Annotated in this window: 21 protein-coding genes; 8 read left to right on the top strand and 13 right to left on the bottom strand. The window is 65.6% G+C overall.

Going from position 1 to position 24492, the window contains the following annotated elements:
- The first annotated feature begins 24 nt into the window (after window positions 1–24).
- From glgC to glgX, 3 genes are read left to right on the top strand one after another with little or no spacing between them, the layout of a single operon-like run.
- A complete protein-coding gene (glgC, locus tag QM467_RS03125) occupies window positions 25–1317 on the top strand; it encodes a glucose-1-phosphate adenylyltransferase (protein WP_283364839.1) in 1293 nt (430 codons plus the stop codon).
- Window positions 1314–2771, top strand: coding sequence for a glycogen synthase GlgA (glgA, locus tag QM467_RS03120; RefSeq protein ID WP_283364838.1), 1458 nt, complete (start codon window positions 1314–1316; stop codon window positions 2769–2771). Before glgC ends, glgA begins: the two co-directional genes overlap by 4 nt.
- Window positions 2768–6859 carry a glycogen debranching protein GlgX gene (gene glgX, locus QM467_RS03115; RefSeq protein WP_283364837.1) on the top strand — a complete coding sequence of 1364 codons (4092 nt, stop codon included), beginning with the start codon at window positions 2768–2770 and terminating at the stop codon, window positions 6857–6859. Before glgA ends, glgX begins: the two co-directional genes overlap by 4 nt.
- Before the next feature lie 9 nt (window positions 6860–6868).
- Here glgX and QM467_RS03110 read toward each other — a convergent pair whose 3' ends face one another.
- The 11 genes from QM467_RS03110 to QM467_RS03060 all read right to left on the bottom strand — a co-directional run bounded on the left by QM467_RS03110 (window position 6869) and on the right by QM467_RS03060 (window position 17221).
- Window positions 6869–7195 (bottom strand): cupin domain-containing protein, encoded by a 327-nt coding sequence (locus QM467_RS03110; RefSeq protein WP_283364836.1) that lies wholly within the window; start codon window positions 7193–7195, stop codon window positions 6869–6871.
- A gap of 7 nt (window positions 7196–7202) precedes the next feature.
- Window positions 7203–8429, bottom strand: a complete 1227-nt coding sequence (locus QM467_RS03105) for an NRAMP family divalent metal transporter (RefSeq protein ID WP_283364835.1) — start codon at window positions 8427–8429, stop codon at window positions 7203–7205.
- Window positions 8430–8449: 20 nt separating this feature from the next.
- Window positions 8450–9241 (bottom strand): TOBE domain-containing protein, encoded by a 792-nt coding sequence (locus tag QM467_RS03100; RefSeq protein WP_283364834.1) that lies wholly within the window; start codon window positions 9239–9241, stop codon window positions 8450–8452.
- A 353-nt stretch (window positions 9242–9594) separates the two neighbouring features.
- Window positions 9595–10578 (bottom strand): alkaline phosphatase family protein, encoded by a 984-nt coding sequence (locus QM467_RS03095; protein WP_283364833.1) that lies wholly within the window; start codon window positions 10576–10578, stop codon window positions 9595–9597.
- 841 nt (window positions 10579–11419) lie between these two features.
- The gene (locus tag QM467_RS03090) at window positions 11420–11875 is read right to left on the bottom strand and encodes a type II toxin-antitoxin system RatA family toxin (RefSeq protein WP_283364832.1); all 456 of its coding nucleotides are present in this window, start codon (window positions 11873–11875) and stop codon (window positions 11420–11422) included.
- A gap of 7 nt (window positions 11876–11882) precedes the next feature.
- Entirely contained in the window at window positions 11883–12857 is a 975-nt protein-coding gene (lipA, locus tag QM467_RS03085) for a lipoyl synthase (protein WP_283364831.1), read from the bottom strand.
- 65 nt (window positions 12858–12922) lie between these two features.
- Window positions 12923–14029 (bottom strand): 2-oxo acid dehydrogenase subunit E2, encoded by a 1107-nt coding sequence (locus QM467_RS03080; RefSeq protein WP_283364830.1) that lies wholly within the window; start codon window positions 14027–14029, stop codon window positions 12923–12925.
- 26 nt (window positions 14030–14055) lie between these two features.
- Window positions 14056–14343 carry a DUF5076 domain-containing protein gene (locus tag QM467_RS03075; protein WP_283364829.1) on the bottom strand — a complete coding sequence of 96 codons (288 nt, stop codon included), beginning with the start codon at window positions 14341–14343 and terminating at the stop codon, window positions 14056–14058.
- A gap of 33 nt (window positions 14344–14376) precedes the next feature.
- Complete coding sequence (locus QM467_RS03070) at window positions 14377–15687, bottom strand: pyruvate dehydrogenase complex E1 component subunit beta (protein ID WP_283365038.1); 1311 nt, start codon at window positions 15685–15687, stop codon at window positions 14377–14379.
- A gap of 86 nt (window positions 15688–15773) precedes the next feature.
- Window positions 15774–16772 carry a pyruvate dehydrogenase (acetyl-transferring) E1 component subunit alpha gene (gene pdhA / locus QM467_RS03065; protein ID WP_283364828.1) on the bottom strand — a complete coding sequence of 333 codons (999 nt, stop codon included), beginning with the start codon at window positions 16770–16772 and terminating at the stop codon, window positions 15774–15776.
- A 110-nt stretch (window positions 16773–16882) separates the two neighbouring features.
- Window positions 16883–17221, bottom strand: coding sequence for a septum formation initiator family protein (locus tag QM467_RS03060; protein ID WP_283364827.1), 339 nt, complete (start codon window positions 17219–17221; stop codon window positions 16883–16885).
- A 268-nt stretch (window positions 17222–17489) separates the two neighbouring features.
- Between QM467_RS03060 and QM467_RS03055 the strand changes: the two genes are divergently transcribed.
- On the top strand, window positions 17490–17717 hold the full coding sequence (locus QM467_RS03055; RefSeq protein WP_283364826.1) for a hypothetical protein: 228 nt from the start codon (window positions 17490–17492) through the stop codon (window positions 17715–17717).
- 18 nt (window positions 17718–17735) lie between these two features.
- Here QM467_RS03055 and QM467_RS03050 read toward each other — a convergent pair whose 3' ends face one another.
- Complete coding sequence (locus tag QM467_RS03050) at window positions 17736–18962, bottom strand: anion transporter (RefSeq protein ID WP_283364825.1); 1227 nt, start codon at window positions 18960–18962, stop codon at window positions 17736–17738.
- A 60-nt stretch (window positions 18963–19022) separates the two neighbouring features.
- Window positions 19023–20306, bottom strand: a complete 1284-nt coding sequence (eno, locus tag QM467_RS03045; RefSeq protein WP_283364824.1) for a phosphopyruvate hydratase — start codon at window positions 20304–20306, stop codon at window positions 19023–19025.
- Window positions 20307–20502: 196 nt separating this feature from the next.
- On the opposite strand from eno, the gene queF reads away from it, so the two are divergent.
- From queF to QM467_RS03025, 4 genes are all read left to right on the top strand, one after another.
- Window positions 20503–20964, top strand: coding sequence for a preQ(1) synthase (gene queF / locus QM467_RS03040; protein ID WP_283364823.1), 462 nt, complete (start codon window positions 20503–20505; stop codon window positions 20962–20964).
- A 64-nt stretch (window positions 20965–21028) separates the two neighbouring features.
- Window positions 21029–23329, top strand: coding sequence for a ribonuclease R (gene rnr / locus QM467_RS03035; protein WP_283364822.1), 2301 nt, complete (start codon window positions 21029–21031; stop codon window positions 23327–23329).
- Window positions 23326–23775 (top strand): DUF983 domain-containing protein, encoded by a 450-nt coding sequence (locus tag QM467_RS03030; RefSeq protein ID WP_283364821.1) that lies wholly within the window; start codon window positions 23326–23328, stop codon window positions 23773–23775. The genes rnr and QM467_RS03030 overlap by 4 nt, the downstream gene beginning before the upstream one ends.
- Window positions 23772–24488, top strand: a complete 717-nt coding sequence (locus QM467_RS03025; RefSeq protein ID WP_283364820.1) for an NUDIX domain-containing protein — start codon at window positions 23772–23774, stop codon at window positions 24486–24488. The genes QM467_RS03030 and QM467_RS03025 overlap by 4 nt, the downstream gene beginning before the upstream one ends.
- Window positions 24489–24492 lie beyond the last annotated feature (4 nt).

The raw sequence follows: 24492 nt of genomic DNA, 5'->3' as shown, positions 1-24492 counted from the left end.
AAAGGCGCCGGAGGAAAACGCCCGATGACGAAATCCTTCACCGTTCCGCTATCGAGACCGCCATCCGCCAACTCCCCTCTCGCCCGCCACGCCTTGGCCTTCGTGCTCGCGGGCGGACGCGGCTCGCGCCTGATGGAGCTGACCGACCGCCGCGCCAAGCCCGCGGTCTATTTCGGCGGCAAGGCGCGCATCGTCGATTTCGCCCTGTCCAATGCGCTGAATTCCGGCATCCGCCGCATCGCGGTCGCGACGCAGTACAAGGCCCACAGCCTAATCCGCCATTTGCAGCGCGCCTGGACCTTCCTGCGCCCGGAGCGCAACGAGAGCTTCGACCTGCTGCCGGCGTCGCAGCGCATCTCGGAAAACATGTGGTATGTCGGCACCGCCGACGCCGTCTATCAGAACGCCGACATCATTCTCGACTACGAGCCGCGCTTCATCGTCATTCTCGCCGGCGACCACATCTATAAAATGGACTACGAGCTGATGCTCCAGCAGCATGTCGACCAGGGCGCCGACGTGACCGTGGGCTGTCTCGAAGTCTCGCGCGAGGAGGCGACCGGCTTCGGCGTGATGGGGATCGACGCCACCAACCGCATTATCTCGTTCCTCGAAAAGCCGAAAGACCCGCCGACCATGCCGGGCAAGCCGGACCGCTGCCTCGCCAGCATGGGCATCTATGTCTTCGAGACCAAATTCCTGTTCGACCTTCTGCGCGAAGACGCCGCCAACGGGTTGTCCAGCCATGATTTCGGCAAGGACCTGATTCCCTATATCGTCAAGCATGGCAAAGCGTGCGCCCATCATTTCTCCTCGTCCTGCGTGCGCTCGACCATGGAGGTCGCCCCCTATTGGCGCGACGTCGGCACCGTGGACGCCTATTGGGCGGCCAATATCGACCTGACCCAGATCGAGCCAGAGCTGGACATCTTCGACCGCGACTGGCCGATCTGGACCTATTCCGAACTCACCGCCCCGGCGAAATTCGTCCATGACATCGATGGACGCCGCGGCCAGGCCGTTTCGTCGCTGGTCTCGGGCGGCTGCATCGTCTCCGGCTCGAACCTGCGCAATTCGCTGCTGTTCAGCCGCGTGCGCGTCAATTCCTACGCGCAGGTCGAGAGCGCCGTCGTGCTGCCCGACGTAAACATCGGACGCGGGGCGCGGCTCACCAAGGTCGTCGTCGATCACGGCGTGCGCATCCCCGAGGGGCTCGTGATCGGAGAGGACCCGGAACTCGACGCCGCCCGTTTCCGCCGCACCGAGGCCGGCGTGTGCCTCGTCACCCAACCCATGATCGACCGGCTCCCATCATGAAAAGCATTTCCGCGCTTTCGGTCGCCTCCGAAATCTATCCGCTGGTCAAGACTGGCGGCCTCGCTGATGTCGCCGGCGCCCTGCCCGGCGCGCTGCATGCCGAGCATGTCGTGCTGCGCACGCTCTGCCCCGGCTATCGCCCGGTGCTCGCCGCGCTGGACAAGGCGGAGCCGGTCGAGGATTTCGACGACCTGTTTGGCGGCCCCGCGCGCCTGCTCGCCGGACGCGCCGGCGCGCTCGATCTGTTCGTGCTCGACGCCCCGCATCTCTATGACCGCGACGGCGGCCCCTATTCCGGGCCGGATGGCCGCGATTTCACCGACAACGCCTTTCGTTTCGCCGCGCTCGCCAGGATTGGCGCCGCGCTCGGCCAGGGCCTCGTCGCGGGCTTCGCGCCACAGGTCGTCCATTGCCACGACTGGCAGGCGGGGCTGACCGCCGCTTATCTGCATTACAGCGGACTGCCGCGTCCGGGCGCGGTAATGACTGTGCATAATCTCGCCTTTCAGGGCCAGTTCCCGGCCGAGATTTTCCCCGCGCTTGGCCTGCCGGCGCAGGCCTTTTCCATTGAAGGAGTCGAATATTACGGCGGGGTCGGCTTCCTGAAGGCGGGGCTGCAACTCGCGGACCGCATCACTACGGTCTCGCCGACCTATGCGGAGGAAATCCAGCAAGGCCCGTCCGGCATGGGCCTCGACGGCCTGTTGCGCGTGCGCGACGGCGAGTTGTCGGGCATCCTCAACGGCATCGACACCGAGGTCTGGAACCCGGAAACGGACCCGATGATCGCTGCGCCTTTTTCGGCGAAAAAGCTCGCCGCTCGCGCAGACAACAAAAAAGCCCTGCAGACGCGGCTCGGTTTGGCCCACGAGGCGAACCGTCTGCTAGTCGGCGTCGTCAGCCGCCTGTCATGGCAGAAGGGCCTCGACCTGTTGCTCGACTGTCTGCCGGTTCTGGCCGAATGCAACGCCCAGCTCGCGCTGCTCGGGGCCGGCGACCCCGCGCTGGAGGCCGCCTTTCAGGACGCCGCGCAGAACCATCCGGGGCGGGTAGGCGTCCATTTCGGCTATGAGGAGCGCCTCGCCCATCTCATCCAGGCCGGCGCCGACGCCATTCTGGTGCCCTCGCGCTTCGAGCCCTGCGGCCTCACCCAGCTTTGCGCGATGCGCTATGGCGCCGTGCCGGTGGTCGCGCGCGTTGGCGGCCTCGCCGACACCATCATCGACGCCAATGAAATGGCGGTGCTGGCCAATTGCGCCACCGGCCTGCAATTCTCGCCGGTTTCCGCCGATGCCCTGGCGGGCGCGTTGCGCAAGTGCAACGCGCTCCATGCCGACAAGGCCCTGTGGAAGAAGCTCCAGACCAATGGCATGAAGACCGATGTGAGCTGGACCCAGCCCGCCCGTCATTATGCGCATATCTATCGTGAGATCGCGCAGGACGCCCGCGCTTGATCGGGCGGATTCTGCCCGGCTCGCCCGAGCCTCTCGGCCTGAAGCTGACTGAAGGCGGCGCCAATGTCGCGGTCTATTCCGAGACGGCGGAACGCATCGAACTCTGTCTGTTCGGCGCAAGCGGCGCACAGGAAATCGCGCGCCTCGCGTTGCCTGGACGAACAGGCCCGGTCTTTCATGGATTCGTCCCCGGCCTGAAAGAAGGCGCGCTTTACGGCTTTCGCGCCCATGGCCCATGGCGCCCGGGCGAGGGCCTGCGCTTCGACCCGAACAAGCTGCTGCTCGACCCGCATGCGCTCGCGCTCGACGGGCCGATCGAACTGCACGAGAGTTTTTTCGCCTGCTCGCCTTTGGACAGCGCGCCCTTCGCGCCCAAGGCCGTCGCCACGGCGCCGCAGGAGGCGACGCCGAAGCGGCGGAAAATTCCGTGGTCCGAAACCATCATTTATGAATTGCATGTGCGCGGCTTCACCCGCGCGCTCGAAAGCCTGCCCGAAGCCGTGCGCGGAACCTTCGCGGGCCTCGCCCATCCCGTCGCAATCGCGCATCTCAAGCTGCTTGGCGTGACGACGCTGGAAATCATGCCCTGCGCCGCATGGATCGACGAGCGGCATTTGCAGGCCGCAGGCCTGACCAATTACTGGGGCTATAACCCCGTCGCGCTGATGGCGCCCGAACCGCGCCTTGCGCCGGGCGGCTGGCGCGAAGTGCGGGAGAGCGTCGCCGCGTTACAGGCGGCTGGCCTCGAAGTGCTGATCGACGTGGTGCTCAATCATAGCGGCGAAAGCGACAGCGACGGTCCGACGCTCTGCCTGCGCGGGCTGGACAATGCCGTCTCGTACCGCCTCGATCCGGCAGACCGCGCCCGCTACATCGACGACGCCGGCTGCGGCAACATCCTGCGGCTCGATCATCCCGCGACCCTGCGCACCGCCATGGACGCCCTGCGCGCCTGGGCGCTTTACGGCGGCGTTGACGGCTTCCGCTTCGACCTCGCCACGACTCTCGCGCGCCGCATGGAAGGGTTCGACCCCCATGCGCCCCTGCTCGCCGCCATCGCGCAAGACCCGCTGTTGCGCGACCTCAAGCTGATCGCCGAGCCATGGGACATTGGCCCGGGCGGTTATCAGATCGGGCGCTTCCCGGCAGGCTGGGGCGAATGGAACGATAATTTCCGCGATGCGGCGCGAAAATTCTGGCGCGGCGACGCGGGCATGATCGGCGCGCTGGCGACGCGGCTTGCCGGGTCGGCGGATGTGTTCCAGAACCGCAAGCCGCCCTCGCGTGGAATCAATTTCGTCACCGCCCATGACGGCTTCACCCTCGCCGATCTCGTCTCCTACGAGCGCAAGCACAACGAGGCCAATGGCGAGGACAATCGCGACGGGACCGACGCCAATCACTCCTGGAACAATGGCGCCGAGGGCGAGACGGCGGATGAGAACATTCGCGCGGCGCGGCGGCGCGACCAGCGCAACCTGCTGACCCTGCTCCTGCTCGCGCGCGGGACGCCGATGCTGTCGATGGGCGCCGAACTCGGGCAGACCCAGCATGGCAACAACAACGCCTATGCGCAGGACAATGCGACCGCCTGGCTCGACTGGGCAAACGCCGATGCGCGACTGGTCGCCTGCGCGCGCGCCCTGATCGCCTTGCGCAAATCGACGCCCGCCTTCACGCAGGATCGATTCCTGACCGGCGCGCCGCAGGACGGCGGCCTCGCCGATGTCGAATGGCGCGGCGCCCATGGCGAAATCCTCCGCGACGGACAATGGCAGGAAAGCGGGCGCCGTTTTCTCGCGAGTTTTTTCCATGCCGACGGTTCGCGCGCGGGCATCTTATTCAACGCGGCGCGGGAGGCGGCGCATTTCCGCCTGCCGCAGCCGCGCGAGAATTTTCTCTGGCGCCGCGCGCTCGACACGCGGGCTGAAGATGGCGCGGCGGACGGCGCCTGTTTCGATTGCGGCGAGGTCTTGGTCGTCGCGCCGCGCGCGTCGCTGGTCCTGATCGAGACGCCTGAAGAGGACGCCGCGCGGCTCGACGAGACGCCAGCGCCGGAGACGCTCGACGCGCTCGCGCGCGCGGCCGGGTTGGCGCCCGATTGGCATGACATCAGCGGGACGCGCCATGTCGTGCCGGATTCGACCAAGCGCGCCTTGCTCCAAGCCATGGGCCTCAATGCAGCGACGCAGCGCGAGGTCCGCGCCAGCCTTAAACGTCTCGCCAGCGAGCGCGACCGCCGTGTGCTGCCCCGTGCCCTCGTTGTCCGCGAGGGCGAAACGATCGAGGCGCCGCTGGTCATCGACGAAACGTGGACGGAACTGGAGATCGTGGACGAGAGCGGCGCGCGGCGGCTCATCGCGCCGGAAGCCTTTCGCCGCGCCGAGCAGCGCGCCTGCGACGGCGGCTTTTTCACTGTGCAATTTGCGACGCTCCCCCCGCTCCCCATCGGCCGTTACAAGCTCTCTCTCGCCGGCGATCCCACCATGCTTTGCCATCTGACAGTCGCGCCGCGCGCCTGTTACTGGCCGAAAGCGCTCGACGTCGGCGCGGCCGGAATCAGCGCCCAGCTTTACAGCCTGCGCCGCGACGGCGATCAGGGCATTGGCGATTTCACCACGCTGGGGGAACTCGTCGAGGCTGCCGGACGCGCGGGCTATGCGACGCTCGGGATCAATCCGCTCCACGCCCTCTTCACGCAGGAGCGCGAGCGCGCCAGCCCCTATCATCCCAGCGACCGCAATTTCCTCGACCCGATCAGTCTTGACCTCGGCGCGCTCGCGGAGACATCCGGCCTGCCCTGCCCGCTCGATGCGGAAACGCGCGCGCGGGCCAAGGCTCTCTCGCAGACCGGCGCGGTCGACTATCCGGCTGTCTGGGCGCTGAAAGCCCGCGCGCTCGCCGCACATTTCTCGGCCTTTGAACAAAAGGCGTCGGCTGATCCTAACTTCCCCCCGGCGCACGACTTCGAGGGTTTTGTCGCGGAGGGCGGCGCGCGACTGCGGCTGTTCGCGGCTTTCGAAGCCATGGCGCGGCGTGGCGCCCCCCGGCAAGGGCCGACCGATGTTGAGGCATTTGCGCGCGACCATGCCGAAGAACTTCGCGCGATCTGTTTCGAGCAATGGCTGTGCGACCGTCAACTGGCCCGCGCCGCCGCGCGCGGCGAGGCCGCCGGGCTTTCGCTCGGCCTGTTTCGCGATCTCGCCGTCGGCGCCGCGCCGGATGGGTGCGAAGTTCTGGTGGAAGGCGACCTGTTCATGCAAGGCGTCTCGGTCGGCGCGCCGCCCGATCCTTTCGCGGAATGCGGGCAGGTCTGGAACCTGCCGCCGCCCAATCCGCTGGCGCTGGCGCGCACCGGCTATGACGCCTTCAGCGGCCTGTTGCGCGCGAACATGCGTCATGCCGGCGCGCTTCGGATCGACCACGTCATGGCCCTGGACCGGCTGTTCATTGTCCCTGACGGCGCGCCCGCGCTGGATGGTGCTTATCTGTCCTACCCGCTCGACGATCTTCTCGGCGAACTGGCGCTGGAAAGTCTTCGCGCGCGCTGCCTCGTCATCGGCGAGGATCTCGGCACGGTGCCGAATGGCTTTCGCGAGAAAATGGCGGCGGCCAATGTGCTGAGCTATCGCGTGCTGTTTTTCGAGCGCCACGGCGACGATTTCGCGCCGCCCTCGGCCTATCCCCATAAGGCTTTGGCCTGCGCCTCGACCCACGACCTGCCGACGCTGGCCGGCTGGCGGCTGGGCGCGGACATCGAGGAAAAAGCCGCGCTCGGCCTCATTTCATCCGAGACCGCCAAGGCCGAACGCCTGCGCCGCCGCGACGACGAGACCGGTCTGCGAAAGGCTCTTGCGGCGGAAGATCTCAAGCCGGACGATTCCGATCCGGCGCTCGTTGCGGCAATCCACGCCTATATCGCCAAGGCGAACGCCGCTTTGGTCCTGTTCCAGATCGACGACCTTCTCGGCGAGACGACAGGCGTCAATCTTCCCGGCACCGACCGCGAACGCCCCAACTGGCGGCGCAAACTCGCGCGCGACGCGGCGGGCGCGCTGACGCCGGCGCCGCGACCGCGAGAAGGGTGATCGACGTCCTTAAACTCCATGTACGGCGAGCCATACAGTCGGCGCGCTTGCCTCCGTCCATTCGACGCGATGGCGGACATGCGGCGGGATCTCGATATAATCGCCGGGCCGGAGGATGCGCGGGCTGTCCTCGCCTTCCATGAGAAGCGCGGCTGAGCCGGACAGGACGACGACCCATTCCGTCCAGTCCTGATCGTACCAGAACCCCTCCGGGCTGGCCTGCCCCGTCGAAACGATCCGCTCGACGCGCGCGCCGGGCAATTTCAGCAGCGTCGTGAGTTCCTCCTCCGCGCGGGCGGTCGGCAGGTTGGTGAAAAGATTGCCGGATTTGACCATCGCAACCTCACCGAAATGCCGCGGCGGCGCCAATCAGGCCTATGAGGCCGACGCTCGCCGCCAGAACGGTCATGACCGCATGGCGCGCCCCGCGCAGCCGTAGGGGCGGCGCCAGAACCCTGGCCGTCAGGGCGATCAGCAGCCCGACGACCAGGGGAAACAGCAGCGCATTGGCGGCCTGCGCCGCGATGTTCAGCCAGACCAGATCCTGCGCGAAATACACGAGCGCCGCCGCCCCGCAGAGGCCGGCGGCGTAAAGCCCTAAAAAGCGCCGTGAGCCGCCCGAAGCGGGAAAGACCTCGGCTACGCCCCAGGACAAGGCCAGCGAAGCGACGATGGCCGCCGCGAAGGACGCCCCCAGCACACCGAGGCTGAACACGAGCAGCGCGTTATCGCGCCCCAGCGCCCCGGCGAGCGCCTCGCCGATTTCGCCAATGCTGGCGAGTCCACGGACGCGATCCCCGGCATGAAGCGCGGCTGCGGCGGCGATCAGCACGGCGCCGGTCAGAACCTGCGTCAGAACCGCCCCGATCGCGGTATCGGCGCGAACGGCGGGCAAATCGTCGGGCCGCAAGGAGCGGCGCGCGGTCGCCGCCTGCTGATAGAACACCATCCAGGGATTGAAGGTCGAGCCGACGATAGCGGCGGCCAGGAACAAAAAGCCGCTATCGCCGAGCGGCGCGTGGAAAAAGTCTCGCATCATATCGGCGGGATGCGGCCGCGCTTTCCAGGCGACGACAAGAAAGGCGCATTCGAAGAGGCCGAAAGCGAGGGCGGCCTGCTCCGCCCGGCGATAGGCGCCGGTCGCCGCGACCGCCAGCAAGGCGAGGCCGGCGGCGGGGAGCGTGACATCGCGGGACAACCCGTAGAGCTCGCCGATTCCCGCAACTCCGGTAAATTCGGTGACCAAGGTTCCAAAACTCGCCAGCGCCAGCCCGGAGAACGCCAGAAGCGCGACGCCTTTCCCGTAGCGCGCGCGGATCAATGCGCCAAAGCCCTCTCCCGTGAAAAGGCCGAGCCGCGCGGCAAGCTCTTGCACGAGATAAAGCGCGGGGATAAGCGCGAGGACCAGTGGCAGCAGACGGAAATTCCATTGCGCGCCGGCCTGCGCCGCGGCGACGACATTGCCCGCATCGGTGTCCGCGAGCATGACCAGCAGGCCCGGCCCCCAGGCCGCCAGCCCATGCCGCAGCGGATTGCGCACCGTCAGGGGGCGATCCGCCGGGCCGGTCAAGCAAGGATCGCCGGGGCCGGTCAATTGACCGCCAGAATGACCTGGGTGGGATCGAAGGTCGCGGTGGCCTTTGCGCCAACCTGAAGCCCGAGGTCTTCCGCCGTCTGCCGCGGAACCACCGCATGCACGGTCTTGCCGAGGCCGATGTCGAGGCGGATCTCGCTGTTGCGCTCGGCGTCGATGCGGTCCGCCACCTCGCCGACAAAGGCGTTGCGCCCGCCCTCTGGCGCGTGTTCCGGCGAGAACAGACGGATGAAGGAGGATTTGACCAGAGCCAGAACCTTGCGCCCCGGCGTCAGATCGAGATCGTCGGCGGATTCATTTGTGACGATGGCGAGAATTTTGCGGTCGTCGGCGAATTTCAGCGTGACTTCGACATCCACCGGCCAGCGTTTGACCTGCACCACCTCGGTCTGGAAGACGTTGCGGGCCGAAATCCGCGCGCCCAGCGCCCAGAGGAAGGCCTCCTCCTGCCCTTCCAGCCCCTCTTCCGCGATGATGTTGGAGATCAGCGAAAGCTTTTCTTCCAGGCGATGGAAGGTGGCGAGGAGCCGGCGGCCTTCTTCCGTGACTTCAGCGCCGCCGCCGGACCGCCCGCCGGGACGGGTGATGAAAGCCGGCGTCGGCAGAAGGTTGTTCACGGCGTTGACCGAGTCCCAAGCCGTTTTGTAGCTGAAGCCCGTCGTTTTCGCCGCCTTGGCGATGCTGCCAAGCTCCGCGACCTTTTCGAGCAGCATGATCCGATCGTGCCCGACCAGAAAACGCCCCCCGCTATGCAGCGCGAGAAGAGCGTTGATTTTATTGCCTGTCATGACCGCTCCACCAGTTCCGCGCACCAATCGCGGAAAAATTCGCTTGCCGCAAGAGCCTTTTTGGCGATAGTCTCGCGACAATATGTAATTTAAATACATCACGCCTGAGCGCAGCAATTTTTGACGCGAAAGGCAGTCATCGTCAGGCCCGGACGGCGGTTCCCATCTCCCGCGCGATCCAGACCGGCGATCGCGGCGGCCCCGGCTCGATCTGCCCTCTCTCGCCGGGGCCGCCGCCCCAGTTTCATCCCTGGAGCAGCGACATTAGCCACCTTTGCGCGGACTGACCATTCATATCAAACTGCCGCGCCCGCAAGGCTCCGTTCAAGTCCAGGCGAAGTGAACAGCGCCGTTCAAGGCTCGCAACGATGCGCAAAAAGTCGGCTCATCGGCTCCGCTTGCGCGGACTTGCGCAGCCTTGGCAAATTGAACCCGTCCTGGATCGTGGCGAGCAGGCTGTAATGGTCGTATCGCGTGGCGTCCTGCAAGGCAGCGCCGCAACGCGTGACGATGATCGTCGCGATATGATTGTCGGCCCCGCCCGCGCGACGGGCGATTTCGGAAACCGGCGCCTCGGGATAAAGGCTGCGGGCGCCCTCGTCGAAGGTGATGACGATGGCCGAGCGCCGCGTCCAGGCCTTGGAGGCGCGAATCGCCGTCACCGTGTCGCGCACGAAGGCGTCGTAATCGGCCACGAGCTGGTCCCGGTCGCGGCAGACCGGCAAGCCATGACCGTCGTGGCATTGATTGGGCACGATCAGGGCGACATTCGGCGTCGCCCCCGAGAGATCCGCCGCGAAAGCCGAAAATGGCTTCATCAGCGCCAGCACGGCAGAATCGCGCGCCAGTTCCTCGAAATAGGGAACCGGATTGTGCTTCTGCGCGTAAAGCGCGCCGGCTGGACCGCCTGGCGCCACGCTGACCAGCGAGCCAGCTTCCGGCAGGCTTTCGGCATAGACCGAAAAGCTCAACCCGGCGCCGCGCAGCTGTCCGACCAGCGAATCGCCGGGAATCCTGTTGCAGGCGGTCGAGGAAGAAATGTCTGACGAAAAGCAGCTCGGCCGATCGTCCCGGACGCCGAAATCGTCGCCGCCGATCATGGCCAGATAATTCGGCAGGCTGGGATGAGCGATTCCGAAATAATTGGTCGCCAGGCCCTGACTACCCGCCAACTCGCGCAAAAAGGGCGAGGGGCCATTGGAGACCGCGTCGTCGAAGCCGTGATTTTCAAGGACAATCACGAAAACATGGTCGAATCGTTCCGCCGCCCGCGCCGATCCGGCGAGGATCCCGAATAGAATCGCCGTGACGACGGCGCGAGCAAAAATTCCCTTCATGGCCTCATCCACAAGACACAAAAATGCGGCCCCGGCCGCGCTTGCGCCCTTCCGCGCCCGGCTCGCCGCCGAAACGGCGAAGGCGCTGGAACGACGCGCTAAAAGCCGTTTAGCATAGTTTCGCGGCGCCGTTCATGTCCTGCGCAAGATGCGACCAAGGGACACACGACTGCGCACGGAAATGTGAATTCGCCTATTGACGAGCGCAAAAAAGATGTCACACTTCTATATGTTGCAGCCTTGATTGAAAGACGTGCGGAGCCGCTTTCAAGTCAAGGACAACGCCGACGGGCTACGAACCTGTGCGGCGAGCAGTAACCCGATCGATCAAATCTATCGAGTGGCCGAGACTTAAAACGCCTTAGCACTTGTGTTGATCGACCAGCCCATATCGAACATCGTCGCCGGAATCGGGCTAGCCCTCGATTTCAGGCGCTCCAGCGATGAGGATTTGGAAAACGGGAACGATGACTCCACCTCAGCTCGCCTTTTCCGGCCGCCTCCGTCCAGGCGCGGCGTTTTGACGCCAAACAGGACGGAAATGCACGGAATCGGCCTCATTGACGGGAGATGCCCATCATCGAAGCAGTTCAGATTTCATAGCGGGAAACACCGCATTAGCTTCTGATCACAATCAGAATTCGCCATGGGCGAATAGAAGGCCCCGCGCGCGCAAGGCGGCGGGGCCGTTCATTTTTTAGCCCGGCCACATCCGGCAGCGCAAGGTTAAGCTTTACTTAACTAGCGCCACGCGGTTGCTTTGGTATGCAGGAAGTTTTCTTACGCAAGCTTGAGCTTTGCTTCACTGGCTTTGCGCGCGCGTTCCGACGACGAAGCGCCCTCAGGCGGGGCGGAAAACCTCGTCCGCGCGGGTCTCGAAAGCCGAAGAAAACTTCCGGAAGGCGACGTCGAACATCGAGCCCATGAGGGTGGCCAGGGCGCGGCTGCGGAATTCATAGGCGATATAGAATTCGACCCGGCACTTTCCGCCATCAGCCTCGCCAAACCGCCACATGTTTTCGAGATGGCTGAACGGGCCGTCGATATATTCCACATCGATGCGATGCGCGGCGCGGTCCAGCGTCACCCGGCTGGTGAACCTTTCGCGGATCGCCTTGTAGCCCACTTCCATTTCCGCGACGATCACCTCGGCCGCATCCGCCCCCGCGAAACGGCGGCGGACGCGCAAGGTCTGGCACAGAGGCACGAATTGCGGATAGGATTCCACATCCGCCACCAGATCAAACATCTGCTGCGGCGTGTGGTTCACCACATGGCTGGTGCGGAAGCTCGGCATTGCCGTCTCACCCCCGCGAAGCGCGCCGGCGGGCGCGGAGCCGTTCGAAATCCTCGCCGGCATGATGCGACGAGCGCGTCAATGGCGAGGACGAAACCAGGTGGAAGCCCTTGGCGTAGGCGATGGACTCATAGGCCTTGAACTGTTCGGGCGGGATGAAGTCCTTGACCGGATGATGCTTGCGGGTCGGCTGCAAATATTGCCCGATGGTGAGGAAATCGACCTCCGCCGAGCGAAGGTCGTCCATCAGTTGCAACACTTCGTTGCGCTCCTCGCCGAGCCCCAGCATGATGCCGGACTTGGTGAAAATATCCGGGTCCAGCTCCTTCACCTTCTGCAGCAGGCGCAGGCTGTGGAAATAACGCGCTCCCGGACGCACCGTAAGATAGTTCGAGGGCACGGTTTCAAGATTGTGGTTGAAAACGTCCGGCTTGGCCGCGACCACGCGCTCCAGCGCCCCGGGCTTGCGCAAAAAATCCGGCGTCAGGATTTCGATGGTGGTGGCGGGGCTGGCGGCGCGGATCGCCGCAATGACCGCCCCGAAATGAGCGGCGCCGCCGTCGTCCAGATCGTCGCGGTCGACCGAGGTCACGACCACATGCGACAGGCCCAGCTTGGCGGTCGCCTCGCCGATATGGGCGGGCTCGGCCGCGTCGAGCGGCGCGGGCAGGCCGGTCTTGACGTTGCAGAAGGCGCAGGCTCGGGTGCAGGTGTCGCCCATGATCATGAAGGTGGCGTGCTTCTTTTCCCAGCACTCGCCCATGTTGGGGCAGCCCGCCTCTTCGCAGACGGTCACCAGCTTGTTGGCCTTGACGATGGCGTTGGTCTCGGCCCAGCCCTTCGATCCCGGCGCCTTGACGCGGATCCAGTCCGGCTTTCGCGCGATGGGCTGGTCCGGCTTGTGCGCCTTTTCGGGGTGGCGCGGACGAGCCTCGTCCTGCTTGCGAGGATCGGATTTCAGGGTGTCGATGACGACGGCCATGGTTTTGTTCCGGCTATACGATCTCGGATCACATAAACTCTAATCCGCCAGCCCGCAATGGAGCGTTAATCGAGCAGTCCCGCCGGACGTTCGATCAGTTGCCTGAAGGCCGCGAGCAAGGCGCCGGCCGCACGCTCGTCCATGGCGCGGCGGTCGACAGCCAGCGTCACCGCAAGCACGGTGGCGATCGTTGCGGCCCCGTCCTCCACGACGACGCGTTTTTCCGAAGCGCCGACTCCGAGCACGCTGGTCCAAGGCGCGACGACGACCGGGAACACGCGCTTGACGCCAAAATGGCCGAGATTGACGATGAAGCTGGCCCCGCCGACGAAGGAGTTCGCCGAAAAGCGCCCGGCCAAAAATGCGGCGCGCGCGGCGGCGATTTCTTCCAGAGACATCGCCTCGGCGGCGGCCAGCGCTGGCGCGACGATCTCGCCGTCGAAGACCATTCCGAGAGCGACGTCGGCGTGGCGGGCCAGTTCATAACCCTTGGGCGTGAGCGCGACATTGGCGCGCGGCGTCCGGACCAAAGCCCCGGCGAGCGCCTTGACCACGCAATCGAGCAGCGAAATTCGGGTTTTGTGCGCGGCGCGCGTGGCGTTGTTGCGTTCCGCGCGCAGGGCTTCCAGCGCGTCGATGCGGCAATCGGCTTCGAGATGGACCTGCGGCGTCCATTGCGCCGCCTCGATCAACGGCGGCGCCCGCCCGTCCCGCGCGCGGAGAGGCGGAGTTGCGCCCGGCGGTCGTGGATCCCGCCCATGCGCCTCGATTGCGACGCGGACGTCGGACTCGACGATGCGGCCATTGGGGGCGCCGCCGACAACGCCTGAAAGATCGAAGCCCGCCTCGCGCGCCAGGCGGCGCGCGCGCGGCGAAGCCGCCGGCGCGGCGCGGCGCCCTGATCGCGCCTCGGAAGACTGATGCGGCGCTGGCCCCGGCTCGATCAGGCCGATTTCCAAGCCCGCCGCGATTTCGGCTTCGCCCGCCGCGAAAATGATGCGCGCCAGCACGCCGGTCTGCGGCGCCTCGACATCCATGGTCGCGTGAGGCGTGACGATCTCGGCGACCGGCTCGCCCGCCTCGACGAGATCGCCCTCGCGGCGCAGCCAGCGCGTCAGCCGCCCCTTCCGCATGGCGGCTCCGAGGGAGGGCATCAGGATCGCAATCGCCATGGTCCCTCCGTCCCGAACTGCGGCGCTCAATTGAGCGGCGTCTGACCGGATTCGATCTGGTCCAGGGCGGCGTCGAGCGCGATGCGGATGTCCGCCAGCGCCGACTCGGCGTCGAGCGGCGTTTCGCGGGCGTAAAGCGCCGCCGCCTGCTGCGCCAGTTCCGCGAGCAGGCGACCCCAGGCCTCCGGCTCCGCGAAAGCGCGCTGCATGGACAAGGACATGGCCCCGGAACTGATGAACAGGCGCAGGATTTCCGTGCCGCCATTGGTCTCGACGTCGGGCGGAACCGACAATTCGCGTTTCAACTCGCTCATGAAACTCCCTTTTCCCGCACGTCGCCTGACGGCTCAAGCTTTCAGATAGAGCGCCTTCCTGGCCGCCGCAACAATGTCGGCCTCGGTCGGCAGCGCGCGCTTTTCCAGATTGCCGGCATAGGGCATGGGAACGTCCCTGCCCGTCACCCGCGCCACCGGCGCGTCGAGATCGTCGAAGGCCTCTTCCATCAGGCGCGCGGAAATCTCCGCGCCGATCCCGCCTCGCGGCCAGCCCTCCTCGACGATGACGCAGCGCCCGGTCTTGGCGACCGAGCCAAGGATCGTGTTCATGTCCAGCGGACGCAGCGTGCGCAGGTCGATCACTTCGGCTTCTATCCCCTCCTCGCTCAGCCGTTCGGCGGCTTTCAACGCGAGGCCGACGGCATGAGAGAAAGCGATGAACGTGATGTCCCGCCCCGCGCGAAATATATTGGCGGCGCCAATCTCGACCAGGTGATCCTTGTCGCGCGGCGCCGGGAAGCTTTGGCCATAGAGCTTTTCGTGCTCGAGGAAGATCACCGGATTGGGATCGCGGATCGCGGCCTTGAGCAGGCCCTTGGCGTCGGCGGCGGTATAGGGCGCGACGACCTTGAGGCCGGGAATATGGGCGAACCAGGCCGAGAAATCCTGCGCATGCTGCGCGCCGACCCGCGCCCGCGACCCGTTCGGGCCGCGAAACACGATCGGAATGTTCAGCGCGCCGCCCGACATATAGAGCGTCTTGGCGGCGGAATTGACGATATGGTCCATCGCCTGCAGCGCGAAATTGAAGCTCATGAATTCGATCACCGGACGCAGCCCGGCCATGGCCGCGCCCACGCCAAGCCCGGCGAAGGCGTGTTCCGAGATCGGCGAATCCACCACCCGCCGCGCGCCAAATTCCTGCAAAAGCCCCTGCGTGATCCTGAATGCGCCCTGCGAATCGCCGACCTCCTCGCCCAGCACGAACACATTGGCGTCGCGCCGCATTTCCTCGGCCAGAGCCTCGCGCAGAGCCTCGCGCACCGTGATGCGCAGCACGAATTCCTCTTCGGCCTCGGGCAAGTCGTTTGCTGCCTGCGCGCAGAGCGCCAGCGGCGACGAGGCAGGTAAATCGTCCGGCGCGATCACCGCGATGGGCGAATTGACGGCTATATTCTCCGCCCCCTCCGGCGCGAGGATGCGCTCCAGCACGCCGGATTCGGCGGCCTCGACTTCCATGGTCGCCTTGTCCGTCTCGACCTCCGCCAGAATGTCGCCCGCATCGACGCGGTCGCCTTCACGCTTCAGCCATTTCGCAAGCTTGCCGGATTTCATCTCGGGCGAAAGCGCGGGCATAAGCACAAAAGTCGTCGCGTCGGTCATCTCATGTCGCGTTTCTTGAGGCGTCTCTTGAGGCGTCTCCTGGTGAGTCTCACGGGTCGCCATTCACGTCTCCAAAGGGTCCCACGTCAGATCAGCACATCGGTATCGAGATCCGCTGCATCGGGCTCGGGGCTGTGCGCGGCATATTCCGCCGCCTCCGCCACGATGGAGCGGACCTGGGCGTCCAGCCGTTTCAAATGGTCATCGTCGGCAAGGCCGCTGCTCAGGATCTTTTCGCGCAGGCGCTCGATGGGGTCCGGCGCCTGCGAAGCCCGGGTCTCGTCCTTGCGCCGGTATTTGGCGGGATCGGCCAGCGAATGGCCGCGATAGCGTTCGGTGCGCATTTCCAGAACGGTCGGCCCGCCGCCGCTTCGCGCGCGTTCGATCGCCCGCGCGCCCGCCTCGCGCACCGCCTCCACGCTCATGCCATCGATGGTTTCGCCGGGAATGTCGAAGGCGGCGCCGCGGCGGGCGAGATGCCCCGGGCGGCCAGCCCCGCTCGGCTGGGCGCGGTTGTTCTCGATGACGAAGACGATCGGCAGGCGCCAGCGCGCCGCCATGTTGAAGGTCTCCGCGATCTGGCCCTGGTCCGCGGCGCCATCGCCGAAGAAGCAGACACAGACGCGCCCGTCGCCGCGATAGGCGTTTGCGAAGGCCAGCCCCGCCCCGATCGAGGCCTGGGCGCCAACAATTCCATGGCCGCCGTAATAATCGCATTCCGGCGCGAACATATGCATCGAGCCGCCCTTGCCGGCCGAAAGCCCGCCGCGCCGCCCGGTCATTTCCGCCATGACCGCGCGCGGGTCGGCGCCGCAGGCGAGCAACTGGCCGTGATGGCGATAGGAGGCGATGAACTGGTCGGACTCGCGCGCAGCGAGCCTCATGCCGACCACGATGGCCTCCTGCCCGATATAGAGATGGCAGAAGCCGCCGATGAGGCCCATTCCGAACAACTGGCCGGCTTTTTCCTCGAATCGCCGAATGAGGAGCATGGCGCGATAGATCGAAACATCGTCGCCATCGCCGAGAAAGGCGGCCAGACGGACGTTGCCGCTTTCCGGCGGCGCAGGATTTGCGGCGGCCATGGATCCTCCCGCGCCCGCTTTTCGCCGTGCGGTGGATCGCGCGGGAATCGCAGGCCTTCTTGTCGGAAAGCTAGCCCGAAGCCGATGAAAAAGCGAGATGGACGTCGATCTCAGCGCTGGAGCGGCTGGCCCTTGTCCTGCGGCAGGATCACGACGAGATCTGTCTTGCTGACGCGATTGAGCAGGTTGCGCGCCTCCTCGTCGAGCAGGTCGCGGTCCACCACCGGTCCGCGCAGCAGATTGACGCGCTTTTGCCACTCGGCCTTTTCCGCGCGCACGACTTTCAGCTTGGATTCGATCTCCGCCATTTCGCGGCGGGTTTCGAGATCGGCGGCGATGCCGCGCTCGCCGTGGAAGGCGTGCCAGACGAAAAAGCCTCCGACCGCGCCCGAGAAGACGTGGAAGAGCAAGGGAATGGCGATGGCGGCGAAGCGCGTGCGGACAACCATGACTCTTACCATTTGAGCCTTGACCGCGACTCGTCGCGGTCAAGAATTCCCTCGCATAAGCTCGGCGGCGCAGTCGCGCCTAGCGAAGACTCGCAGGCTGGCGCCTCTGAGTCCTGGCGTCACTCTCGCCCGGAAAGGTTAGGCCACGGTTAAAAAATCGAAAAGACCCTTCTCTGGCGCCCGATTTGAAGCTTGTTCAACAAGACCGCCGCCTTGTTTCAAACTGGAACGAAATGGCGGTTCTCGAAATCAAATCGGGACGACGACCATGGCCAGCCTGGGATTCACGATCGAAACCAATTTTGAAAGGCAGTCTGCTCCGCGCCGTCGCGGCGTCGGCGGCAAGATCGAACATGTTGATATTCTCGTCGCCAGCCAAGAGAAGCGCTCGCCGGTCCGGACCGTCGTCAGCCTCGCGGTGCTCGGCATCATCGGTTTTTCCCTTTACGCCCTGCGCGATGAAGCCATGCAACTGCTGCGCGCGTTGAACGGCTGAGGCAAACGCCGCCCCGGATCAGCCGGGCGGCCAGGCGCTTAACAGCGCTGCGCCGAAAGCAAGCGACAGGACGGTCGCTGGGAAGCCGACAACCAGGAAATCCCAAAAGCTCAGGGGTTCGCCCGAACGCCGTGCGATTTCGGCGACAATCAGATTGGCCGCCGAGCCGAGCAGGGTGAGATTGCCGGCGAGCGTCGAAGCCATCGCCACAACCAGCCAGCTGTCACGGGGCATTTGAGCGATGAACGGCTTCAGGGCGAGCACAGCCGGGACATTGCTGACGAGATTGGACAAGGTCGCCGTGACCGCCGTCAGAATCCAGGCGTTTTCCAGCCCCCAGCCCTGCGCGCGCCGCAAGACGTCCGGCGTCAGGAAGGCCCTTTCGCCCGCCGCTGCGACGATGAACAGCCCTGCGAACATCAGCAGCAAGCCGCCGTCGATGCGGCGATAGACCTTCTGCGGCTTGATCGCCCGGGTCAGCAGCAGCAGGCTCGCGCCCGCGAGCGCCGCCTCCGGGGCGGGAACGCCGAGGAAAAAGGCGACGACGACGCCAAGCGCCGTGATCGCGGCGCGCAAGGTCAGGCCCTTATGCGCCCGCGCCGGACCGATCTCCGGCTCGCCGGAAGGGCGCTCTCGAAGATCGCTCCGATAGACGAAAGCGATGAAAACGAAAACCAGCAGCAGCGCGACGGCGGCGACCGGCGCCAGCGCGGCGGCGAAGCGGCCATAGGGAATCTGCGACACCGCGCCGATGATCATGTTTTGCGGATTGCCGGTGATCGTCGCCGCGCCGCCAGCGTTGGAGGCGAGCGCCGTCGCCAGCAGATAGGGCCTGGCGTTCAGCTTCACCGCCCGCGTGACCCGCAAGACGAGGGGCGCCATCACAAGGCAAACCGCGTCATTGACGAGAAAGGCCGAGAACAGGCCCGTGACCGCGACAATTCCGGCGAGCAGCGCAAATTGCGAATGGGCGCGGCGGGCCGCGAACAGGCTGGCGCTGCGGAAAAAGCCCGCCAGCTCCAGTTCCGCGACGATGGCCATCATGCCAAGCAGCAGGGCCAGCGCGCCCAGATCGATGGATTTGAACGCCTCGTCGAGCGTGAGGCCGCCGCAAACGACCATGGCGGTCGCGCCGACGAGGGCGATGCCGGCACGGTCCAGCCGGGTGAAAGGCAAGCGCCCGAACGCGACGCCGCCATAGGTCGCCAGAAAGACCAGGGCGACGAGAAGTTTTTGACTATTCACGGCGCCGACGCCTCGGGGACGTTGCGGGAAAAACCCTCAACGCCCCTGTTGCTGAAGCGTTCAGGCGAGCGCCTTGAGCGCGGAGCGGCCGGCATAGATCGCCTGCTTGCCCAGTTCGTCCTCGATGCGGATGAGCTGGTTATACTTGGCCAACCGGTCGGAGCGGGCCAGCGAGCCTGTCTTGATCTGCCCGCAATTGGTGGCGACGGCGAGATCGGCGATGGTGGAATCCTCGGTCTCGCCCGAACGATGCGACATCACGGCCGTATAGCCGGCGCGCTGGGCCATATCGACGGCGTTCAGCGTCTCGGTCAGCGTGCCGATCTGGTTGACCTTGATCAGGATCGAATTGGCCACGCCCTGCTTGATGCCGTCCTGCAGGCGGGAGACGTTGGTGACGAAAAGATCGTCGCCGACCAGCTGAACCTGCTTGCCAATGAGATCGGTCGTGATCTTCCAGCCTTCCCAGTCGTCTTCCGAATTACCGTCCTCGATGGTGACGATCGGATAGGCCTCGGCGAGCTTCTTCAGATATTCCGCCTGCTCCTGGACGGAGCGGACCTTGCCTTCGCCTTCGTAATGATAGGCGCCGTTCTTGAAGAACTCGGTCGACGCGCAATCGAGGCCGAGCGCGATGTCCTCGCCGAGCTTGAAGCCCGCCGTCTCGATGGCCTTGGCGACGAAATCGAGCGCCGCTTCGGCCGACGGCAGATTGGGGGCGAAGCCGCCTTCATCGCCGACATTGGTGTTGTGGCCGGCCTTTTTCAGCGCGGACTTGAGGCCGTGGAACACTTCCGCGCCCCAGCGCACTGCTTCCACCAGGCTTTCGGCGCCAACCGGCAGGATCATGAATTCCTGGAAGTCGATCGGGTTGTCGGCATGGGCGCCGCCGTTGATGATGTTCATCATCGGCGTCGGCAGGACCCGGGCCTGCGTGCCGCCGACATAGCGGTAAAGCGACAGCTTGGAGGCGTCGGCGGCGGCCTTGGCGACCGCCAGCGAGACGCCGAGGATGGCGTTGGCGCCGAGACGCGCCTTGTTCGGCGTGCCGTCGAGCTCGATCATCGCCTCGTCGATGGCGACCTGGTCTTCGGCGTCGAGGCCGGAAATGGCGTCGAAAATTTCGCCATTGACCGATTCGACCGCATTGAGCACGCCCTTGCCGAGATAGCGGGCCTTGTCGCCGTCGCGCAGTTCGACCGCCTCATGCGCGCCGGTCGAGGCGCCCGACGGAACCGCCGCCCGGCCGAACGAGCCGTCTTCCAGCGTCACATCGACCTCGACCGTAGGATTGCCGCGCGAATCCAGAATTTCGCGGGCGAAAATGTCGATAATCTCAGTCATGCGGCTCCCCTGATCGGTGATATGCGGCTTTGCGGCAGATTGGCGGTGAGGCCAAAGCTGGCGGAAACGGATGGCGGCCTTCTACGCCGGATGAATGAAATAAAAAAGATGGCCAAAGGCCGCAGCGTGGATTTTCCCGGCGGCCCGCCTTGCCGGGCGGCGTGGTCGCGCGTAAATCCGGGGCAGAGGACAAGAAATGGTTCAGACCCACGACGGCGCCGGCCTGCTCGGCGCGCAGGCCAAGACCCCGCAGAGCCCCGACGAGGCCGTGCTCGACCGCGTGCCCAATCCGCATCCGGATGTGGATTATGTCGCGCGCTTCACCCAGCCCGAGTTCACCTCGCTGTGCCCGGTCACCGGCCAGCCGGATTTCGCTCATCTCGTGATTGACTATGTGCCGGATCAATGGCTCGTTGAATCAAAGGCTTTGAAGCTTTATCTCACCTCGTTCCGCAACCACGGCGCCTTTCACGAAGCCTGCACGATCCGCATCGCCAAGGACCTTGTCGCGGCGCTTGCGCCCCGCTGGCTGCGCATTGGCGGCTATTGGTATCCGCGCGGCGGCATGCCCATAGACGTATTCTGGCAGACTGGCGAGCCGCCCAAGGGCCTCTGGCTACCGGATCAAGGCGTGGCGGCTTATCGCGGGCGGGGGTGACGCCGGGCCAATCACCCCCTATGTTGCGGCTGTGCCGAAAGAACCCGCCCCCAAAAAAGCTCCCATGCCGAGCCGCGAGGACATCCTCGCCTTCATCGCCCGCGAGCGTGAGGCGGCGGCGCAGGCAGGCGCCGCTTTGCCTGACAAGATCGGCAAACGCGAGATCGCCCGCGCCTTCGGCATTCGCGGCGACGACAAGATCCTGCTGAAAAAGATCCTGAAAGAGCTGGAGCTTGAAGGCGAAATCCAGCGCTCGCGCAAGGGCCTCCACGAAAAAGGCGCCCTGCCCCAGATCGTGCTCGCCGACATCACCACCCGCGACCGCGACGGCGACCTGATCGCCGTGCCGGTGGAATGGGATGAAGCGCTCGGCCCCCTGCCTCGGATCGCAATCTTCGCGCCGAGAAAGGCGCGCGTCGGCGGCCCGCCGGCGGCGGGCGTCGGCGACCGCGCGCTGGTGCGCGTCACGCCTTTGCGCGAGACCGGCGGTCCGGCCTATTCGGGCCGCGTCGTCAAGCTGCTGTCGCGCGCGGTCAAGCGCATCCTCGGCGTGTTCCGCGAAGACTTGCGCCATGGCGGCGGGCGCATCGTCCCGGTGGACAAGAAGATGCGCGACAAGGAATACCGCATCGCGGAGGCCGATCGCGGCGAGGCCCGCGACGGCGATCTCGTCAGCGTCGAAACGCTGTCTCGCGGGCGGCTCGGCCAGCCAATCGCCAAGGTTCGCGAGCGGCTTGGCTCGATGAACAGCGAAAAGGCCATCAGCCTCATCGCCATCAACACTCATTCGATCCCGGACCTGTTCCGACCCGACACCATCGAGGCTTCGGAAGCCGCCAAGCCCGCGCGGATGGAGGCGGAAGGCTTCCGTCGCGAGGACTGGCGCTCGCTGCCCTTGCTGACCATCGACCCGCCCGACGCGAAGGACCATGACGACGCCGTCCACGCCGCGCCCGATGACGCGCCGGACAATCCGGAAGGCTTCATTGTCACCGTCGCCATCGCCGACGTCAGCTATTATGTGCGGCCCGGAAGCGCGCTCGACAAGGAAGCGCTGGATCGCGGCAATTCGGTCTATTTCCCTGACCGCGTCGTGCCGATGCTGCCCGAGCGCATTTCCAACGACCTCTGCTCGCTTCGTCAGGGCGAGGACCGGCCCGCACTGGCCTGCCGCATGCGCCTCGGCAAGGACGGCCACAAGCTGGACCACAGCTTCCATCGCGTGATGATGCGCTCGGCGGCCAAGCTCTCCTATCAACAGGCTCAGGACGCCATCGACGGGCGTCCGGACGACACCGCCCGCCCCCTGCTGGACGAAGCCCTGAAGCCGCTATGGCGCGCCTATGAGGCCACGAAGATCGCGCGGACCAAGCGGTCGCCGCTGGACCTCGACCTGCCCGAGCGCAAGATCCTGCTGAAAGCAGACGGCACGGTGGACCGCGTGCTGACGCCGCCGCGTCTCGACGCGCACAAGGTGATCGAGGAATTCATGATCCTCGCCAATGTCGCCGCCGCCGAGACCTTGGAGGCGGAGAAGTCGCATCTGATCTACCGCGCCCATGACGAGCCCTCCGTCGAGAAGCTCAATGCGCTGTCGGAATTCCTCGCGACCATCGGCATCAAGCTGGCCAAGGGCCAAGTGTTGAAGCCGATGCAGTTCAACGAAATTCTCGCCAAGGTGCGCGGCACCGAGCACGAGAATGTCGTCAACGAAATCGTGCTGCGCACCCAGGCGCAGGCCGAATATGTCGCGGAAAATTACGGCCATTTCGGCCTGCATCTCCGCCGCTACGCCCATTTCACCTCGCCGATCCGCCGCTATGCCGATCTCATCGTCCATCGGGCGCTGGTTCGGGCGCTGGATCTCGGCCCCGGCGGCCTGCCCGAGATGGGGCGCGAACATCTCGCCGAGATCGCGGCGCGCATTTCCGCCGCCGAGCGACGCGCCATGGCTGCCGAACGCGAGACGACCGACCGGCTGATCGCGACCTTTCTGGCGGAAAAAATCGGAGCCAGCTTCGAGGGCCGCATCGCCGGCGCCACGCATGCGGGGCTGTTCGTCAAGCTGTCGGACACCGGCGCCGACGGCTTCATTCCCGCCGCCTCCATCGGAGATGATTATTTCCGTTTCGACGAGGCGCATCATGCGCTGATCGGGGCGCGCACCGGCGCGACCTATCAGCTCGGGGATCAAGTGACGGTGAAGCTGGTCGAGGCCGCGCCCTTCGCCGGCGCACTGCGTTTTGAAATGCTGAGCGAGGGCAAGGCGCGCGCGGGCCGCGCCAGCGCGCTCAAGACCAAGGGCGCCAAAGCCTCGCGCGCCCGCCCGTCAGCAAGAACGTCCCGGCGGAGGACCCGCGCATGACCATCGCCGAATCGAGCAAACCCGAAATGGCCGATATTGTCCTGACGCCGCGTCCCGTCTGGCCGGCGATGAAACGCGGCATGCGCGGCCTCTGTCCCGCCTGCGGGCGGGGAAAGATGTTTTACGCCTATTTGAAGGTCAATGATCGCTGCCCCGCCTGCGGCGAAGAATTGTTCCATCAGCGCGCCGACGACATGCCGCCCTATGTCACCATGGTGATTGTCGGGCATATCGTCGTTTCGGGCGTCATCGCGGGACAGGAACTCTTCCCCAACCTGCCGGATTGGCCGCAGATGGTCGTCTGGCCTGTCATCGGGTTGCTGCTGAGCCTCTGGCTGCTGCCCATCGTGAAAGGCGCGCTGATCTCCTATCAATGGGCATTGCGCATGCATGGCTTCGGGGTGGAGACGCCGGACGAGCGTCGCTTCTTCGGGGACAGCCCATGACCGAAGGTGAAACACGCCAAAGCAAGCCTCGGCCCGTCCACCCGCGCGACGCGGCGTCGCTGATCCTGCTCGACGGGATCGGCAAGAAAAATCCCAGAATCCTGCTCGGCAAGCGCCACGCGGCGCTGAAATTCATGCCCGGAAAGTTTGTCTTTCCCGGTGGAAGACTGGAGCCGTGCGACCGCCGCATGAACATCGCCGGCCCGCTCGACTCCCGGGTCGAAACGCGGCTGCTGAAAGGCCGCGCAGGCGCCGGCCCGACTTTCGCCCGCGCACTGGCTCTGGCCGCAATCCGCGAGACCTTTGAGGAAACGGGCCATGTCGTCGGCTCGGGCGAATTTGGCGGCCCGGAACGCCCGCCCCCGGCCTGGCGAACCTACGCCGCGCATAAGTGTTTGCCCGATTTGCAGGATCTGCATTTCATCGCCCGCGCCATCACCCCGCCCTCGCGGCCAAAGCGTTTCGACACCCGCTTTTTCGCTCTCGACGCGCGCGCCGTGACCGCCAGGCTGGAGGGCTTCGCCCATGCCGACGCGGAACTGGTGCAACTGGCCTGGGTCCGCTTCGACGAGGCCGAAAAGCTCGACCTGCCGGACGTGACGCGCCAGGTGCTGGCGGAACTGCGTGGACGGCTCAAGGCCGGAATGAGCCATTACCTGCCGACGCCGTTTTATTATCAGATCCGGGGCAAGTGGCGGCGCGAAGAGCTCTGAGGCG

Source organism: Rhodoblastus sp. 17X3 (assembly GCF_030056575.1).
Classification (GTDB): domain Bacteria; phylum Pseudomonadota; class Alphaproteobacteria; order Rhizobiales; family Beijerinckiaceae; genus Rhodoblastus.
This window is presented reverse-complemented; position numbering and strand designations above follow the sequence as displayed.